The following is an 11,968-nucleotide window of genomic DNA, read 5'->3' as shown; positions in this document are numbered from 1 at the left end:
AAAATGGCGAAGCCATGGCCAGTGTTGGCGTCCGCGTTGAACCGACAGTTAGACCTTGGTTGATAGTGCTCACTTCTTAATACCAATTCGTTCCTTGATTTTTTGCCAAGTGGATGTGTCGAAATCGTCGGAAAGCATTAGCGACGCAGATGAGGGATCAATGTTGACGATTTCTTGATACTGTTTCTGGAACTCGTAACCTTCTTCCTTGTATTTAGCCAAAGCCTCCCTTAGGCCGCTCAGTTGATCTGTCTTTACGACCATTCTGACTGCGGTGCCAAGCAGGTCACAGTCATGCCATTTTTTGCCGCCCTTGCCTGATGTCAATAAGAGTCCGGCCTTTCCACTGGCAATGAAGAAATTGCCGCCATTGCGGCAAATGCGGTTGGTCATGTACAAGCCGAAGCCAGAGTTGACCCAATGCCCTTTCTTGCGGATTCTTGCGCCCTTAAATGCTTTGCCTGACACCGCCGGCATCAATGCGTAGTTGATGGCATTTTTGTCAGTGGAGGCATCTATGTGTGGGTTGTGGCTGAGGCTTTGCCTCAGTCCGATGCCACGATCAAGAATTGCGACTTCAACCTTACTTTTGGATGGCCAATATTGTGCGCAAATACCAAACCTAGGAGACTCACTGTGCTCAATGACATTGCGCATAATCTCCCGCATAGAGTAGGTCAACGTTTCGTGCATCGCGCCATCGCGCTCTCCGCATAGCAACGAAGCCATTTGCGAGCTGTTGGCTTCGATTTCTTCGCCTACTTCAATCCCTTTGGTCGCGGCCTCTCTCTCCAGTGTGGCTGAATCGAAGATTCGCATTGGAATGTATCTTGGGCTTCCCTTTGCTTCGCCCGGCGCTTTGCCGTGGTCAAGCCCAAAGGCTTGAAAGAAGCCCATGTGTGCAGCGTAGTTCATGTGCTTAAAGTTTGCACACAAAACTTTGGCATGGGGCTTGTTGCGAATGAGTCTCCTGATTTCGCTTGAAATCAAGAGCATGGCAAATGGCTCAGTATTTTGTGTCGACTTGAAATCGAATACGTACTCTTCTGCATCCTCGATTCCAGCCATTTTTGTGGAGAACGCAAGGGAAGTTTGCAGCTCGAGTGAGCTGGGCATTGCGATCGTTGTGGTCTTCTGCATCGATGCTGCGTGCTTCTGTATTTAGTGAGGTCTAACGTGTTATAGGGAGCAAAAATGCTGCATAACACCGCCGGCCGTCTCCCTAACACCGACGGTCTGATCGGACGGTAAGCCTTGCCCAGCCTGGGTTGGCAAGCAAAGACTGTATATTTGCACAGTACTGAATTTCATGCAAATCGGCGCAGCGTTCGCAAGGCGCACTTTGCCTGTGCTCACAGGTGCGGGCAATACCCCCCCAAAGGGGCAAGAGCGACGGGGTGGGGCCGGCTGGTCCGTGCTTTTTTCTCGCCGCTCTTGGCAGTCCCGCCTTTGCCGATGCCCCCTGGCCGGTCTCGGTGGCCCCGCCTTCCTACAATGCAGATGTGAACTTCTCGCCCGCCGGCGTGCTCAACGCCGATCTCCACTGCCATTCCAGCATCTCCGACGGTACGCTTTGCCCGGAGGACTTGGCGGCGCGCGCACAGGCCAATGGGGTGCAGTTGTGGGCGCTGACCGACCATGATGAGGTGGGCGGGCAGCACCGGGCGCGGGCGGCCGCTTCCAGGCTGGGGCTGCCTTACCTCACGGGCACCGAGATCTCCGTGACCTTCGCGGGTGAAACCGTGCACATCGTCGGCTTGGGGTTCGACCCGGACGACGCGGCCCTGGTGGCGGGGCTGGCGCGCACGCGCGGCGGGCGCGAGGCGCGGGCGCGGGAGATGGCCGAGGGGCTGGCGCGGGTGGGCATCCATGGGGCCTATGAAGGGGCGCTGAAGTACGTGGGCAACCCCGAGCTGATTTCGCGCACCCACTTTGCGCGCTTCCTGGTGGAGGTGGGCGCATGCCGCGACACGCAGGAGGTGTTCCGTAAATACCTCACCGAAGGCAAGCCCGGCTATGTGCCACACCGCTGGGCCAGCCTGCGCGATGCCGTGGGCTGGATCGTGAACGCCGGCGGCGTGGCCGTGGTGGCCCACCCGGGGCGCTACAAGTTCACGGCGAATGAGGAGTACGCGCTGTTCAGCGAGTTCCGCGAGTTCGGCGGTCGCGGCGTGGAGGTCGTCACCGGCAGCCACACCCAGCAGGACTACGTGAAGTACGCGGCGCTGGCGCAGGAGTTCGACCTGCTGGCCTCGCGCGGCTCCGACTTCCACTCGCCCGACGAGAGCCACACCGACCTGGGCGCCCTGCCCTACCTGAGCGGCACGCTGTGCCCGGTGTGGGAAGCGCTGGCCGATCGCATCCACCTGCCTTCGTGAACCCTGCCACCGCGGCTGCGCCCTCGCGTGTATTGTCCGGCATCGGGCTGACGGTGCTGGCCGTGGCCTGTTTTGCCACGCTCGACAGCGGCGTGAAGCACCTGAGCCTGGCGTTGCCCATGCTGGTGGTGGTGTGGTTCCGCTATGCCGTGCAGGCGCTTGTCATGGGGGTGTGGCTGGCCCTGCGCGGCGGGGCACGGCGCTTTCGTGTGCTGCACCCGCGCTTTCAGGTACTGCGCGGCGTGTTGCTGCTCACCACGAGCGTGCTGGCCTTCTATGCGCTGCGGGTGATGCCGCTGGCCGAGTTCACGGCCGTGGTGATGCTGGCGCCGGTGTTCGTGACGCTGCTGGCACCGCTGGTGCTGCGCGAGCACGTCAGTGCCCTGCGCTGGGCCCTGGTCATCGTGGCCTTTGGTGGGGCATTGCTCGTGATCCGCCCGGGCAGTGCCCTGTTCGGCACAGCGGCGCTGCTGCCGCTGATGGTGGCCCTGGCCAGCGCGCTGTTCCAGTTGGTCACGAGCCGCCTGTCGGGGCTGGAGTCGCCGATGACCACGCACTTTTGCACCGGGGTGGTGGGCGCCGGGCTGCTCAGCCTGGGCCTGCTGCTCAGCCCGGCTGGCACCTTCACGGCGCTCGCCCAGGCGGACTGGGGGCAATGGGCCGTGCTGGCCGTAGTGGCCTTGATGGGCACATTCGGCCACCTGGCCTTCATCTACGGCCTGGGCCGGGCACCGGCGGCCGTGCTGATGCCCTTCACCTATGCCCAGATCGCATTTGCAACGCTGTGGGGCTGGATCATTTTCTCGCAGGCGCCCGATGCCTGGGCCTTCACCGGCATGGGCCTGATCGCCGCCAGCGGGGCGGCCTCGGTGTGGCTGAACCTGCGCGCACGCTCGCAATCACAGGCGCCGGCAGCCGCGGATACGCTGGCCGACTGAACCCCGCTCAGGGCGCCGTGTGCTGGCCGCTGCGCCAAGGCGCCAGCGTCGCCTCCAACCGCCGGTCCACGGCCTGGCAGGCCTCGCCGCTGAACTGGCGCTCCAGCGCATCGAGTAGCGCCCGGGTGCGCGCGGGCATCAGGCGCCGGCCCGGGAACACCGCCCAGGCCACCGTGGCGGGCAGGTGCCAGTCGGTCAGCAGGGGCTGGAGTTCGCCGCTGCGCACATAGGGTTCGGCGAAATGATCGGGCACGGCCGCGATGCCCGCGCCGGCACGGGCCAGCCGCATCAGCAGTTCGGGTGAGTTGATGGTGGCCCGCCCCGGTGGAATGCCCTCCCAGCGCATCTCGCCGCGGCTGAGCACCCAGGGGGCCGGCTCGCCGTTGCGCGAGAGCAGGCGCAGGGCCTCGTGCTCCATCAGGGCCTCGGGTTCGGAGGGCAGACCCTGCCGGGCGATGTAGGTCGGCGAGGCATACAGGCCCACCGACAGCACCGCCAGGCGCCGCGCAGCAAGCGAGGCATCATCGGCCAGCTCGCCCATGCGGATGGCCAGGTCGAAGTTCTCGCCGATGAGGTCCACGCGCCGCGGGGTGATGTCCACCTCCAGGGTGATGGCAGGGTGGCGGGCGATGAAGTCCGCCAGCAGTTGGCTGAGCACCAGGTTGGCGAAGTCGCCCGGCATGGACACGCGCAGGCGGCCGCTGGGCTCGGCCTGGCGGTGTTGAGCGAGCAGGGCCGCCGCCTCGACTTCGTCGGCCACCTGGCGGGCATGGGCCAGCACATGGTGGCCGAAGTCGGTGAGGGTGAGTTTGCGGGTGGTGCGCAGCAGCAGCCGCTCGCCGAGCTGGGCCTCCAGCGCCGCCAGCCGGCGCGACACGGTGGATTTGGGCAGGCCGGTGCGCTCGGCGGCGCGGCTGAAGCTGCCTTCGTCGGCCACGCGGGCGAACAGCAACAGATCGTCGGCCTGGAGGTTCATGCCGCCCTCATTGTTCCATAAATGGTTCAATATTATCCGAAAGATGATCTTCCGGATCGATTTTGGGATAACTAAAGTTCAAAGCATCCGCAACCCAGACGCTTTCACGAGGAGCAGACCATGAACATCCTGCAAGTCAATTCCAGCGCCCGCATCGACGGCTCGCACTCGACCCGGCTGGCCAGCGCCCTGGTCGAGCGGCTGCGCGAGCGTCATCCGCAGGCCCGCGTGACCGTGCGCGACCTGGCCCGCACGCCCCATCCCGTGCTGGACGAGGCGGCCCTGGGCGCCTTGTTCACCCCCGCCGAGCAGCGCACGCCCGAGCAGGCCGCCCGTGTGGCCCTGGATGATGCGCTGATCGCCGAAATCCAGGCGGCCGACGTGGTGGTGCTGGGCGTGCCGATGTACAACTTCGGGGTGCCGGTGCAGTTGAAGAACTGGATCGACGCGATTTCGCGCGCCAAGGTGACCTTCCAGTACACCGAGAAGGGCCCTGAAGGCCTGCTCAAGGGCAAGAAGGTCTATGTCGTGCTCACGCGCGGCGGCATCTACCGCAACCAGCCCTCGGACAGCCAGGTGCCCTATCTGAAGACCGTGCTGGGCTTCCTGGGCATGACCGATGTGCAGTTCATCTATGCCGAGGGTCTGGCAATGGGCCCCGAGGCCGAGCGCCAGGCCCTGGCGAACGCGCAGGCCGAGATCGACGCTGTGCTGGCCTGACCCGGCCCTGTTCTTTGCGAGAGGAGCTCCTGCCATGACCGTCATCACACCGACCGACCGCCACGATGTGGTCGAGCACCCCCGTCGCGTGGAGCGGCTGGTGGCCGGTGTGGCCACGTCCGACGGCGCAGGGGTGAAGCTCACGCGCGTGCTGACCCAGCCCTTGCAGCGTCGGCTCGACCCCTTCCTGATGCTCGATGCCTTCGGCACCGACCGGCCCGAGGATTACATCGGCGGCTTCCCGGACCACCCGCACCGCGGCTTCGAGACGGTGACTTACATGATCGCCGGGCGCATGCGCCACCGCGACAGCGCCGGCCATGAAGGCCTGCTCGGCCCCGGTGACGTGCAATGGATGACGGCCGGGCGCGGCGTGATCCATTCCGAGCTGCCCGAGCAGGAGGAAGGCCGCATGGAGGGCTTCCAGCTCTGGCTGAACCTGCCTGCGCGCGACAAGATGTGCGCCCCGTGGTACCGCGACATCCGCAGCGAGGACATCCCCGAGCACACGGCTGCAGGCTGGCGGGTGCGGGTGATCGCCGGCCACAGCCATGGCGTGGCCGGCGCCGTGCAGCGCGAGGTCACCGAGCCGTTGTACCTGGACGTGCACCTGACATCGGGCACGCGCTTCGCGCAGCCCGTGCCGGACGGGCACAACGCCTTCGTTTACGTCTACCGCGGCCGACTGGCGATCGGGGGCACCGAGGTGAGCGCCGGCCACATGGCCCTGCTGCGCAACGAGGGGGATGGTGTGGCCCTGCAGGCCATGACCGACAGCCGTGCCTTGCTGCTGGCCGGCAAGCCGCTGCATGAACCCATCGTGCAGTACGGGCCCTTCGTGATGAACAGCCAGGAGGAGATCTTCCAGGCGGTGCAGGATTTCCGCGCCGGACGCTTCGGCGGCTGAAGCCGCGGATCAGGCCGCGTCGGTCACCGCCGGCCCGTCGGGGGCCTTGGCCGCGGGCTTGCGGCGCACCGGCAGTTTCACCGGTGCCGGGGCGGCCGGGTCGGGCAGGGCCGCCACTTGCTCGAGCAGGGCGTGCAAGGCGTCGAGCGCCTGGGGCCCGAGCTGGGCCTCGATGGCCCGGTAGCGCTCGTCGATGCGACCGAGCATGCGCTGCACCAAGCGGCGAGCCTTGGGCGTCAGCTCGACGATGACCTTGCGCTGGTCGGTGGAGATGCGGAAACGCCGCACCCAGTCGTCGCGTTCCATGCGCTCGAGCACGCCGGTCAGGCTGGGCCCCGGGATGCAGGCGGCCGCCGCGATCTGGCCCACCTCCAGCTCACCCCGGTCGGACAGCACGCGGATCACCCGCCACTGCTGCTCGGTCACCCCCGCGACCTTGAGGTTGGGGCGGAAATAGCGCATCACCGATTCGCGCGCGCGCAGCAGCGCGTCGGGCAGGTTGCGGTGGCCGATGACAGGGGGCATGGGTGTCCTTGGCACGTCGATGTGAAGCAGATACTTCACATATTCTAAGGATCACCTCAGGTTATAAACAAATACGCCCATGCTTCACCGCTGCGGGAGCCCCGGCTCCAGCGGCAACCGGCACCAGCGGCGCTTGCCCTCGGACTTGGCCTGGTAGAGCGCCCGGTCGGCGCGGGTCCAGGCGGCCTGCAGCGAGGCCGGCGCGTCGCTGCGCCACACCACCGCACCCAGGCTGCACCCCACGGGGACGAGGGACGTCCCCACGCGCATCGGCACACTGAGCGCCCGCACGAGGCGCTCGGCCATGCGGTCGGCCAGCCGCTCGCCGTCGCCCGGCACGGCCTGCACCAGCAAGAGGAACTCGTCGCCGCCCAGCCGCACCGGCACGTCCTCCTCGCGCAGCAGGCTGCGCAGCCGCCAGGCCACCTCGCGCAACACGGCATCGCCCACGTCATGACCATGGCGGTCGTTCACGCCCTTGAAGTCGTCGAGGTCCATGCACATCACCACCAGCTCACGAACCTCGCGCGTGGGCACAGCCGCCCGCTCCAGCAGGGCGGCCAGGAAGGCGCGGTTGGGCAGGCCGGTGAGCGGGTCGTGCGTGGCCTCGTGGCGCAGCCGGCGCACCTCGCGCTCGCGCGAGGCGAGGTCGCGGTCCATGCGCTGCATCAGCTCGGCCACCCAGCGCACGTCCACCTGGCGGCGGTCCGGAGTCCGCCCGCCCCGGCCGCCGGCATGTTGCAGGCCGCCGGTGCTGCGCAGCAGTTGGTGCACCGGCTGTGACACCCGGCGCGCCAGCCACAGCCCCAGCCCGAGAAAGGCCAGCCCCACGCCCGCGCCCCAGGCAAAGATCTGCCGCCCGGCCTGCCTGGCCTGCGCCAGCGCCACACCGATGGGCTGGCGCACCACCACACGCCAGCCCAGCCCGGGGAAGTCGCCATGGGGAGTGCTGGCGGCCACGGCCGTCATTGCCTCGGTTCCATCATCCCAGCGGGCCAGGCGGTAGCGTTCGCCCGGCTGTGGCAAGGCCCGCGGATCGATCGGGACCGGCCGCTGGCGCATCGCGGCCGGCCCCTGGATCACCTGCCCCTGCGCATCGAGGATGAGCACCTCCAGCCGGTGTCGGTTTTCGTAGGGGCGCAGCACGTCTTCGGCGACTTCGCGGGCCCAACGCCAGCCCAGGTGGGCCGCCAGCACACCCCGGAAGCGCTGCTGCATGTCGTGCACCGGGGCGGCCACATCGACGAACTGCAGCGCCTCGGCCCCCACCGGGTTGAGCAGCCGCTCCAAGACCACGGCCGGGTGGACGTCGCCGAACCACAGGCCCTGGCGACCCTGCGTGAAGACGGGCCGGTCTGCACCGTCGCCGCCTTCGAAAACCCCGCCGGTGGCGGCCACGACCCGGCCCTCGGCATCGAGGAAGCCGATCCAGGCATAGCTGGGCACCTGGCGTTGCAGCAGTTCGAGCTGGCGGCGGATCTCATCGGGCGGGCTGTGGGGCTGCTGAGCCCGTATCAGGGCCAGCAGCCGCACCTCGGTGCCCCGCGCAGCCATGTCGCGCGAGAGCCGGTCGGCCACGGCCCAGGCCACCCCTGCGACTTCGCGTCCGGCTTCCTGGACGATGCGCTCACTGGTCAGGTGTACCTGGGCCCAGGCCACAGCCAGGGTCACCCCGATACTGCTGAGCGCGGGCAAGGCGGCCACCTTCCATCGAAACGGCACCAGGCGCAGGCGCAGCATCGGGGTTTCTCCGGGAAAACACTTCCCTCTTTTGGGGGAAGTCTAGGGGCATGCCGGCGGCGGGCGTCCAGAGGCCTTTCCCGCCGCCCCCCACGTTCCGGGGCTCGGGTTTTCCCGTGCCCGCGAGGCCCTCCCGCGCTGTTTGCGCTGTTCGCACCGAAGCACGAAACTTCCCGCAGCGCTGCGTGATCGCAATTCGCTCGTCCGGCCTGTGCCGCCCCGTCGTGATGCCTGCGAGAACGCCCATGACCGAGCCGACCCGCCCCGCCGACCCCCGTCCGCACGGCCCTGGAGAGGTGCTGCGCCTGCGTGAGGCCATCGCAATCATCGTGGGCGTGGTCATCGGAGCGGGCATCTTCAAGTCGCCCTCACTGGTGGCGGGCATGGCCGGCGATGTCACCTGGATGTTCGCGGCCTGGGTGCTGGGCGGGCTGGCCTCGCTGATCGGTGCCCTGTGTTATGCCGAACTGGCCACCGCCTACCCTCATGCGGGCGGCGACTACCATTATCTGCAGCGTGCCTACGGCCGGCCGGTCTCGCTGCTGTTCGGCTGGGCCCGGCTGTCGGTCATCACCACCGGCTCGATTGCGCTGCTGGCCTTCGTGTTCGGCGACTACATGACGGCCGTGCTGCCGCTGGCGGGCCTGAGCCCCACCGGCAGTTCGGCGGTGTACGCCGCGCTGAGCGTGCTGGTGCTCACGCACATCCACCTGCGTGGCGTGCGGGCGATGTCCTCCACCCAGTTGGGGCTGACCGCACTGGAGATCCTCGGCCTGATGCTGATCATCGGGGCGGCCGTGGCCCTGCCCGACGGCAGCGCCGGGGCCGGCACCGCCGCCCCCGCGGCCGCGGCCACCCCGTCGCCGGCCATGTTCGGTCTGGCGATGGTCTTCGTGCTGCTGGCCTACGGCGGCTGGAACGAAGCGGCCTACATCAGCGCCGAGGTGCGTGACAAGCGGCGCAATACCGCGCGCGCCCTGGTGCTGTCGATCCTCATCATCACCGGCCTGTACCTCGCGGTGGTGTGGGCCTACTGGCAAGGGTTGGGCCTGAACGGCATGGCGACATCGAATGCGGTGGCGGCCGACCTGCTCAGGGTGAGCTTCGGGCCGGTCGGCGAGTGGCTGATCTCGCTGATGGTGGCGGTGGCGGCGCTCACCTCGATCAACGCCACGATGATCGTGGGCGCACGCACGAGCTATGCGCTGGGCTGCGACTGGTCGGCCCTGCGCTGGCTCGCGCACTGGGACGCCCAGCGGGGGGCCCCGCTGCAGGCCCTGCGGCTGCAATGCGTCTTGGCCCTGGCCCTGGTGGCCATCGGCACCTGGGCCGGCGGCGGCTTCAAGGCGATGGTGGAGTTCACCGCGCCGGTGTTCTGGCTCTTCTTCCTGCTCAGCGGCATCTCGCTCATCGTGCTGCGCATCCGCGAGCCGCACGTCGAGCGGCCGTTCAAGGTGCCGCTGTATCCGCTGCTGCCGGCGCTGTTCTGCCTGGTGTGCGGCTACATGTTGTGGTCCAGCCTGTCCTATGTGAACAGCCAAACCCTGGGTGGCTGGAACGCAGCCTGGATCAGCGTGGCCGTGCTGGCCATCGGTGCGCTGCTGGTGGTGCTGGTACGCAAGCCCAACGTGTCGATGGCCCCGGCGGCCGAGTGAGCGGTCACAGGCTCGCTGCCAGGCGTGTGCCCTGGTCGATGGCGCGCTTGGCATCCAGTTCGGCGGCCTCGTCGGCACCGCCGATCAGGTGCACGCGCACGCCGGCGGCGCGCAGCGGCTCGGCGAGGTCGCGCAGCGGCTCCTGGCCCGCGCACAGCACGATGTGGTCCACCTCCAGCCAGGTCGGGTCCTCGTGCTTCTCGCCGTGGCTGATGAGCAGGCCGCGGTCGTCGATGCGCTCATAGTTCACGCCGCCGATCATGCGCACGCCTTTGTGCTTGAGCGTGGTGCGGTGGATCCAGCCGGTGGTCTTGCCCAGGCGTTCGCCCAGCTTGCCGGCGCGGCGCTGCAGAAGGGTCACCTCGCGGGCCGGCGGTGACACGCGCGGCTGCACGCCCTCCACGCCGCCGCGGGCCTGGACCGGGTCGCCCACGCCCCATTCTTCCAGCCATTCGGACAGGTTCAGCGTGGGCGAATGCCCGTCGTGCACCAGGTGCTCAGCCACGTCGAAGCCGATGCCCCCGGCCCCCACGATGGCCACGCGACGGCCCACCGCCGCGCCGTGACGCAGCACGTCGATGTAGCTCAGCACCTTGGGATGGTCTTGCCCGGGGATGCGCGGGTCGCGTGGGCGCACGCCGGTGGCCAGCAGCACCTCGTCGTAGCCGGCCCGGGTCAGGGTGTCGGGTTGCACCATGGTGTTCAGGTGCAGGCGCACGCCGGTGAGCTCCACGCGGCGGCGGAAGTAGCGCAGCATCTCGTGGAACTCCTCCTTGCCCGGCACGACCTTGGCCATGTTGAGCTGGCCGCCGATTTCGCCGGCCGCCTCGAAGAGGTCCACCTCGTGACCGCGCTCGGCCAGGGTGGTGGCGGCCGCCAGCCCGGCCGGGCCGGCGCCCACCACGGCCACCCGCTTGCGCGCCGGCGTGGGGCGGATCACGAGCTCGGTCTCGCGGCAGGCGCGCGGGTTGACGAGGCAGGAGCTGAGCTTGTTGACGAAGACATGGTCCAGGCAGGCCTGGTTGCAGGCGATGCAGGTGTTGATCTCGTCGGCACGGCCCTCGCGCGCCTTCTTCACGAATTCGGGGTCGGCCAGCAGCGGCCGGGCCATCGACACCATGTCGGCGCAGCCGTCGGCCAGGATCTGCTCGGCCACCTCGGGCGTGTTGATGCGGTTGGTGGCCACCAGCGGCAGCTTCACCGCGCCGCGCAGCTTCTTCGTCACCCAGGCGAAGGCGCCGCGCGGCACGCTGGTGGCGATGGTGGGGATGCGGGCCTCGTGCCAGCCGATGCCGGTGTTGATGATCGTGGCGCCCGCGCGCTCGACGGCCCGGGCCAGCATCACCACCTCGTCCCAGGTGCTGCCGCCAGGCACGAGGTCGAGCATGGACAGGCGATAGATCAGGATGAAGTCGGGCCCCACCGCCTCGCGGCAGCGCTGCACGATCTCCACCGCCAATCGCATGCGGTTCTCGTAGGGGCCGCCCCATTCATCGTCGCGATGGTTGGTGGCCGCGGCAAGGAACTGGTTGATGAAGTAGCCCTCGCTGCCCATGATCTCGACGCCGTCGTAACCGGCTTCGCGGGCCAGCACGGCGCAGCGCACGAAGGCACGGATCTGACGCTCCACTCCGCGCGCACTGAGTTCGCGCGGCGTGAAGGGCGAGATCGGTGACTTCAGCCGCGAGGGTGCCACCGCCAGCGGGTGGTAGGCGTAGCGACCCGTGTGCAGGATCTGCAGCGCGATCTTGCCCCCCTCGGCGTGCACGGCCTGCGTCACCACGCGATGGCGCCTTGCTGCGCCATGCGTGGCCAGCCGGCCCGCAAAGGGCTTGGCCCAAGCTTCCACGTTCGGCGCAAAGCCGCCGGTGACGATGAGCCCCACCTCGCCGCGCGCGCGCTCGGCGAAGTAGGCCGCGAGCTTGTCGAATTGCCGCCCGTCCTCCAAGCCGGTGTGCATCGACCCCATCAGCACGCGGTTGCGCAAGGTGGTAAAGCCCAGGTCCAGGGGCTGCAAGAGGTGGGGATAGGGGGCAAGACTCAAGACAGGCGCTCCAAGGTTCGACACGCGCGCCAATTATCGAACGATCGTTCGAAAATACAGCCCGTCTGGCTTGCGCGTTTTCCCG

The 11,968-nt window shown here is 67.8% G+C and carries 10 protein-coding genes; 5 read left to right on the top strand and 5 right to left on the bottom strand.

Translation table 11 applies throughout. From position 1 onward, the window contains the following. Positions 1-69: 69 nt before the first annotated feature. Positions 70-1,140: a hypothetical protein gene (locus AC1ECW_RS10875; RefSeq protein WP_481201816.1), complete on the bottom strand. Its 1,071-nt coding sequence runs from the start codon at positions 1,138-1,140 to the stop codon at positions 70-72. Positions 1,141-1,502: 362 nt separating this feature from the next. On the opposite strand from AC1ECW_RS10875, the gene AC1ECW_RS10870 reads away from it, so the two are divergent. Continuing rightward, complete coding sequence (locus AC1ECW_RS10870) at positions 1,503-2,378, top strand: 3',5'-nucleoside bisphosphate phosphatase (RefSeq protein WP_481201815.1); 876 nt, start codon at positions 1,503-1,505, stop codon at positions 2,376-2,378. Continuing rightward, entirely contained in the window at positions 2,375-3,316 is a 942-nt protein-coding gene (locus AC1ECW_RS10865; RefSeq protein WP_481201814.1) for a DMT family transporter, read from the top strand. The genes AC1ECW_RS10870 and AC1ECW_RS10865 overlap by 4 nt, the downstream gene beginning before the upstream one ends. A 7-nt stretch (positions 3,317-3,323) precedes the next feature. Here AC1ECW_RS10865 and AC1ECW_RS10860 read toward each other — a convergent pair whose 3' ends face one another. Further along, positions 3,324-4,292 (bottom strand): LysR family transcriptional regulator, encoded by a 969-nt coding sequence (locus tag AC1ECW_RS10860; RefSeq protein WP_481201813.1) that lies wholly within the window; start codon positions 4,290-4,292, stop codon positions 3,324-3,326. Positions 4,293-4,412: 120 nt separating this feature from the next. Between AC1ECW_RS10860 and AC1ECW_RS10855 the strand changes: the two genes are divergently transcribed. Both AC1ECW_RS10855 and AC1ECW_RS10850 read left to right on the top strand, forming a co-directional pair. Continuing rightward, a complete protein-coding gene (locus AC1ECW_RS10855) occupies positions 4,413-5,012 on the top strand; it encodes an FMN-dependent NADH-azoreductase (RefSeq protein WP_409703384.1) in 600 nt (199 codons plus the stop codon). A gap of 34 nt (positions 5,013-5,046) precedes the next feature. Continuing rightward, entirely contained in the window at positions 5,047-5,919 is an 873-nt protein-coding gene (locus AC1ECW_RS10850) for a pirin family protein (protein WP_481201812.1), read from the top strand. Positions 5,920-5,928: 9 nt separating this feature from the next. Here AC1ECW_RS10850 and hpaR read toward each other — a convergent pair whose 3' ends face one another. Next, positions 5,929-6,444, bottom strand: a complete 516-nt coding sequence (gene hpaR, locus AC1ECW_RS10845) for a homoprotocatechuate degradation operon regulator HpaR (protein ID WP_409703390.1) — start codon at positions 6,442-6,444, stop codon at positions 5,929-5,931. An 84-nt stretch (positions 6,445-6,528) separates the two neighbouring features. Next, positions 6,529-8,184, bottom strand: coding sequence for a diguanylate cyclase domain-containing protein (locus AC1ECW_RS10840; protein WP_481201811.1), 1,656 nt, complete (start codon positions 8,182-8,184; stop codon positions 6,529-6,531). Between the two features lie 245 nt (positions 8,185-8,429). Between AC1ECW_RS10840 and AC1ECW_RS10835 the strand changes: the two genes are divergently transcribed. After that, entirely contained in the window at positions 8,430-9,839 is a 1,410-nt protein-coding gene (locus tag AC1ECW_RS10835; RefSeq protein ID WP_481201810.1) for an APC family permease, read from the top strand. Between the two features lie 4 nt (positions 9,840-9,843). Here AC1ECW_RS10835 and AC1ECW_RS10830 read toward each other — a convergent pair whose 3' ends face one another. Further along, positions 9,844-11,883, bottom strand: coding sequence for an oxidoreductase (locus AC1ECW_RS10830; RefSeq protein ID WP_409703399.1), 2,040 nt, complete (start codon positions 11,881-11,883; stop codon positions 9,844-9,846). Positions 11,884-11,968: the final 85 nt, after the last annotated feature.

The sequence above is a fragment of the Caldimonas hydrothermalis genome (genome assembly GCF_056746695.1).
The sequence above is the reverse complement of the archived record's forward strand: the minus strand, read 5'-3'. Positions and strand labels throughout refer to the sequence as shown.

What these genes read in the sequence shown, in the direction of transcription:
- AC1ECW_RS10875 (WP_481201816.1), bottom strand. Translation starts at nt 1,140, where the DNA reads ATGCAGAAGACCACAACGATCGCAATGCCCAGCTCACTCGAGCTGCAA.
- AC1ECW_RS10860 (WP_481201813.1), bottom strand. Translation starts at nt 4,292, where the DNA reads ATGAACCTCCAGGCCGACGATCTGTTGCTGTTCGCCCGCGTGGCCGAC.
- AC1ECW_RS10855 (WP_409703384.1), top strand. Translation starts at nt 4,413, where the DNA reads ATGAACATCCTGCAAGTCAATTCCAGCGCCCGCATCGACGGCTCGCAC.
- AC1ECW_RS10850 (WP_481201812.1), top strand. Translation starts at nt 5,047, where the DNA reads ATGACCGTCATCACACCGACCGACCGCCACGATGTGGTCGAGCACCCC.
- hpaR (WP_409703390.1), bottom strand. Translation starts at nt 6,444, where the DNA reads ATGCCCCCTGTCATCGGCCACCGCAACCTGCCCGACGCGCTGCTGCGC.
- AC1ECW_RS10840 (WP_481201811.1), bottom strand. Translation starts at nt 8,184, where the DNA reads ATGCTGCGCCTGCGCCTGGTGCCGTTTCGATGGAAGGTGGCCGCCTTG.
- AC1ECW_RS10835 (WP_481201810.1), top strand. Translation starts at nt 8,430, where the DNA reads ATGACCGAGCCGACCCGCCCCGCCGACCCCCGTCCGCACGGCCCTGGA.